The following is a 5203-nucleotide window of genomic DNA, read 5'->3' on the forward strand; positions in this document are numbered from 1 at the left end:
CGCCCACCCTGGACGCCCTCACGCGCATTGCGAGCACTGCGCACCGCGATGCCATGGCTGGGGATCCCGCGTCGGCGAGCGCGCACGCTGCTTCCGGCCACGACGACGCCGCGGCGCAGCACGCGCGCACCGCACGTGATCTGTTGTGCGCCACGCTCGACGCGATGGTCACGGGGGCGCTGCAGGACCATGTGGGCGGCGGGTTCTTCCGGTACTCGGTGACCCCGGACTGGTCCCTGCCCCACTACGAGAAGATGCTCTACGACAACGCCCAGCTGCTCGGCGTGCTGGCGCGCACCGTGGCGCTGCTGGAACGTACCGGCACGGATGCCACTCGCGCGGCCCGTTACCGCCGGGCCGCAGAGCTGCTGGTCGAGTGGCTCGAACGGGAGGTGATCACCCCCGAGGGCGCGTTCGCCGCATCCCTCGACGCGGACAGCGATCCCGCGTCCGACGAGCCGCATGCCGAACGTGAGGGTGCCTACTACACGTTCTCGGGTCACGCCGGAAGCCCCGCAGGGGGTCGCCCCGCGCCGGCCACGGCGGCCTGGGGTGAGGCGGGTGCGGTCACGGGGATCCTGGACGAGTCCGTACGGCAGGAGCTGTGGCAGCGGCGGATCACGCGCACGGCGCCCCACCTGGACGACAAGATCGTCACGGCCTGGAACGGCATGGCGCTCACGGGACTCGCGGACGCGGGTGTGCTGCTGGGGCACCCCGAGTGGATCGAGCTGGCCGCCACGGCCGCCGGTTTCCTGTGGGAACGGCACCGGGACTCCGCCACGGGACGCATCACGCGCACGTCACGCGGCGGCGTCGTGGACCCCCACGAGGGCCAGCTCGAGGACTACGCGCGCTTCGGCGCCGGGCTGCTCGCGCTGTACCGGGCCACGGGCGAGACCGCGTGGTACGAGCGCAGCCGCGCCCTCGCCGAGGTCGCCGTGAAGCGTTTTGTGCGCGGGAGTACCGTGCTCGAGTCCGCCGAGGTGGACCCCACCCTCGCGGCGGCCGGGGCCACGGGCCGTGCGGAGCCGTTCGACGACGTCGCCGCGTCCAGTTCCGCGGTGCTCTCCCGGTGGCTCACCGAGCTGTCCCAACCGACGATCGGTGAGCGCCAGGCCCGGGATGTGGTTGACGCCGTGACCGCGCCCGCGACCGGGGTGGTCCTGAAAGCCCCCACGACGGCCGGAGGCATGGTGTCGGCCGTTCTGGCCGACGAGCATCCACCGGCCCTGTTGCAGGTCGTGGACGCGAGCGCCGAGCAGTGGCGCGAGACGCTCGACGCGGTCGGTGCGGCACGCGTGCTGGATGTCCTGGTCCTGGACGGGAGTGCGGCGCCGTACGGGGTTCCTGCGGCATCGGAACCCGGCTACACAGTGTGGTTGTGCCGGGACGGACGCTGCGAACTTCCCGTCCGTTCCGTGCCCGACGTGAGCGCACTCGTCACCCGGATCCGCGCGGAGCGGGGCTGAGCGCACCGGGGCGCTGCGTCGTCGTCGGCATCGCGTGGACGACGCAGACGTCACCGCGCCGAGCGGTCCCCGCACGCCGAGCGCCGTCGGACCTCTGACCGGGGCGTCACACATCGCTCACGCGGCGAACATCGCGAACATGATCGCGATGTAGTGGCAGACGAAGCCGCCGATCGTGCACGCGTGGAAGACTTCGTGGAAGCTGAACGTCGCCGGGAGCAACCGGGGGCGCCTGGTCGCATAACACACCGCACCGGCGATGTAGAACACGCCGCCGCAGATCAGCAGGACGGTCGCGGGGACGTTCACCGCGAAGAACGCCGGGAGGTAGAGCAGGGCCAGGCACCCCATGATCACGTAGAGCGGGGTGTAGAGCCATCGCGGCGCGCTCATCCAGAAGACACGGAAGATCACGAGCAGGGCACCGATCGTCCAGATCACGCCGAGCAGGATCGTGGCGCCCCGCACCGGGAGGAAACTCACGGCCAGGGGCGTGTACGTCCCGGCGATGATCAGGGCGATGTTCGAATGGTCCATCCGCCGCAGCACCGCGTTCATGCGCGCGCCCCAGTAGAAGCGGTGGTATACGGCCGAGGTACCGAACAGCATGATCGCCGTGATGGTGTAGACCAGACATGCGAGACGCAGCTCCACCGTGGGTGCCACGACGATGGCCACCACACCCAGCACCGCGGCCACAGGGCTGAAGCCCGCGTGGATCCACCCGCGCCAGGACGGTTTCTTCTCCACCGTGAGGGGACCGTTACGCGTGTGGCGCACGATCGTCACCGGGCCGGGAGCGGTGCGCTTCTCGGTGCGTTCGTCTGACATGGTGGACACCACTGCCTCTCATGGGTGCCCCGCGGATACGGAGCTCGGGGGTGCTACTGGATTGGGTCTGCCCTACAGGTAGTTTAGGGGTGTGAATCCGTGTGGACCGGGCCGACTCAGGGGAGGAATGACGCTGTGAAACTTCCCCGTGTCATGTATTCCTTCTACGAACACCGCTTGGCGCGCACCCTCACCGCGGACGAGTTGCCGCATCACGTGGGTGTGCTCGTGGACGGCAACCGCCGGTGGGCGCGCCAGTTCGGGGCCACCACGGAGGAGGGCCACCGGGCGGGCGCGCGCAAGATCGTGGAGTTCCTGCGCTGGTGCCACGAGCTGAACATCCAGGTGGTCACCCTTTACATCCTCTCCACCGAGAACCTCAACCGTCCGCGCGAGGAACTCACGGCCCTGCTGGAGATCATCACCAACCTCATGTGCGAGCTGCAGGAGGAAGGGATCTGCCGGATCCAGCCCGTGGGTGCCCTGGGAACCCTCCCGGAGAAGCTCCAGGAGCAACTGCTGAACAGCGCACAGTGCACGGTGGACAATCCCGGCCCCCACCTGAACATCGCTGTGGGGTACGGGGGGCGGCAGGAGATCGTGGACGCGGTACGCGAGGTGCTCACCGATGCCGACGCCCGCGGTGCGTCGCTCGCGCAAATGGCGCAGGAGCTCAGCGTGGAGGACATCTCCGCACACCTCTACACGCGCGGGCAACCCGATCCCGACCTGCTGATCCGCACCTCCGGCGAACAACGCCTCTCGGGCTTCTTGATGTGGCAGTCCGCATACAGCGAGTTCTACTTCTGCGAAGCGCTGTGGCCGGACTTCCGCCGGGTCGACTTCCTGCGGGCCCTGCGCGATTACGCGCGCCGTCAGCGCCGATTCGGGGGCTGAGCGGGCCCTGCCGGCCCCGTTCACGGGCCCGTGGCGGATGTTAACGCGCCGTTCACCGGTGGGGCGCGCCACCCTTGATCGGCCTCCCTAGCGTGAGAGGTGCCGGACACACCGGCCAAGGACTTCGCAGGGAAAGGGCCTCATGAGCATCGACACCCCCGTAACCCCCGTCCGATCCGGCGCGCTCGAGGAGGACGGCTCCGCGGCCGGTGTGCGCACGTACGTGATCGACACGTCCGTGCTGCTCTCGGACCCGCGCGCTGTGTTCCGCTTCGCCGAGCACCGCGTGGTGCTGCCCGTGGTGGTGATCACCGAGCTCGAGGCCAAGCGTCACGACCCGGAACTGGGGTACTTCGCGCGCAAGGCGCTGCGGTTGCTGGACGACCTCCGCGTGACTCACGGCGGCCTGGACCGGCCCGTGGACCTCGCGGACGGCGGGTGCCTGCAGGTGGAGCTCAACCACGTCGCGGACACGGTGCTGCCCCAGAGTTTCCGGCTGCGGGACAACGATTCACGCATCCTCAGCGTGGCCGCGAACCTCTCCGGCGAGGGCCACGACGTGTGTGTGGTGTCCAAGGACCTGCCCATGCGGCTCAAGGCCTCCGCCCTGGGACTCGCCGCGGAGGAGTACCGCGGTGAGTGGATCGGTGGTGACGACGCCTACACGGGCGTGGCCCATCTGGACGTCGCGGACGACGTCGTCTCCGTCCTCTACGCCGAGGGCCGCACGGAAGCGCCGGGCGCCCGGGAGCTTCCCGTGAACACGGGTCTGGTCCTGCGCTCGTCCGCGGGCAGCGCTCTCGCCCGGACCGAACCGGACGGGCAGGCGCGCCTGGTCGCCGCGGACCGGGACGTGTTCGGGGTGCAGGGACGCTCGGCCGAACAGCGGTTGGCCATCGACCTGCTGACCGACCCCGCCGTGGGCATCGTCTCGCTGGGCGGTCGCGCGGGAACGGGCAAGTCCGCGCTCGCGCTGTGCGCCGGGCTCGACGCCGTTCTGGAACGCCGGGAGCACCGCCGGATCATGGTGTTCCGCCCGCTCTACGCGGTGGGTGGCCAGGACCTGGGCTACCTCCCCGGCACCGAGGAGGAGAAGATGAACCCGTGGGGTCAGGCGGTCTTCGACACGCTGTCCTCCGTGGTCTCACCCGCGGTCGTGGACGACGTCGTGGCGCGCGGGATGCTCGAGGTGCTGCCCCTGACCCACATCCGCGGGCGGTCCCTGCACGACGCATGGGTCATCGTGGACGAGGCGCAGTCGCTCGAACGCAACGTGTTGCTCACCGCCCTGTCCCGGATCGGGCAGAACTCCAAGGTGGTGCTCACCCACGACGTCGCCCAGCGGGACAACCTGCGGGTGGGACGTCACGACGGCATCATGGCCGTGGTCGAGGCGCTCAAGGGTCAGCGGTTGTTCGGGCACGTGAGCCTCACGCGCTCCGAGCGTTCACCCATCGCGGCCCTCGTGACCGACCTGCTCGAGCGCCAGGACGTGTGACCCGGCGACGCCGGGCCGGGAGGGCGGCGTCGTCCCCCGCCCGGCCTGGTCGTCCCGAGCCCGCGGCGTCGTCGTCAGGTCCGAACGGGCTGCGCGCCCTGGACACCCGAGAAACGCGGCCCCTGGGGAATCCGCCCGGTGCGGATCACGGGCGGCGGCTCAGGCCGGGAGCACGGGCCACGGCACGTGACGGGAGACGTCCGTGAGGTTGAAGTCCTGCTGCGTGAACAGGTCGTCCAGTTGGTATTCGTCCACCGCCTCGATCACGAGCCGGTGGCCCTGACCCGCGTACGGTCCGCGCAGCACGTGGGAGTAGACACAGACGCCGGTCGCTGTGTCCACCGCGATCCGCGTGGGACCCGGGGCGAGCGGGTGGTTCGCGGTCACGGGCCGGTAGCGCACGGTGGGCTCCACGGTCGCGCACCACACCCGGCGTTTGGCGAAGGCCCCGGCCACCACGGAGGACAACTGCGAGGGGCGCTGCTCCGGGAGGTAGGGCGGGGTG

General features: G+C 70.2%; 3 protein-coding genes and 2 pseudogenes. 3 read left to right on the plus strand and 2 right to left on the minus strand.

All coding sequences use genetic code 11. The features are described 5' to 3' along the window. Positions 1-1472 (plus strand): annotated as a pseudogene (locus J1M36_RS11135) (thioredoxin domain-containing protein); the annotation flags it as partial. Between the two features lie 117 nt (positions 1473-1589). Here J1M36_RS11135 and J1M36_RS11140 read toward each other — a convergent pair. Then, a complete protein-coding gene (locus J1M36_RS11140; protein WP_085107006.1) occupies positions 1590-2303 on the minus strand; it encodes a hemolysin III family protein in 714 nt (237 codons plus the stop codon). A gap of 135 nt (positions 2304-2438) precedes the next feature. Here J1M36_RS11140 and J1M36_RS11145 point away from each other — a divergent pair, with 135 nt between their 5' ends. Beyond that, positions 2439-3200, plus strand: a complete 762-nt coding sequence (locus J1M36_RS11145; protein ID WP_206479621.1) for an isoprenyl transferase — start codon at positions 2439-2441, stop codon at positions 3198-3200. 142 nt (positions 3201-3342) lie between these two features. Further along, positions 3343-4698 carry a PhoH family protein gene (locus tag J1M36_RS11150; RefSeq protein ID WP_206479622.1) on the plus strand — a complete coding sequence of 452 codons (1356 nt, stop codon included), beginning with the start codon at positions 3343-3345 and terminating at the stop codon, positions 4696-4698. Positions 4699-4857: 159 nt separating this feature from the next. Here J1M36_RS11150 and J1M36_RS11155 read toward each other — a convergent pair. Then, positions 4858-5203: pseudogene (locus J1M36_RS11155) on the minus strand (hypothetical protein); the annotation flags it as partial.

Source organism: Kocuria sp. KRD140 (assembly GCF_017168375.1).
GTDB classification, from domain to species: Bacteria; Actinomycetota; Actinomycetes; order Actinomycetales; family Micrococcaceae; genus Kocuria; species Kocuria marina.

Bases quoted from the DNA above. Each gene is read 5' to 3' on its own strand.
- J1M36_RS11150 (WP_206479622.1), top strand. From the start codon at position 3,343: ATGAGCATCGACACCCCCGTAACCCCCGTCCGATCCGGCGCGCTCGAG.
- J1M36_RS11140 (WP_085107006.1), bottom strand. From the start codon at position 2,303: ATGTCAGACGAACGCACCGAGAAGCGCACCGCTCCCGGCCCGGTGACG.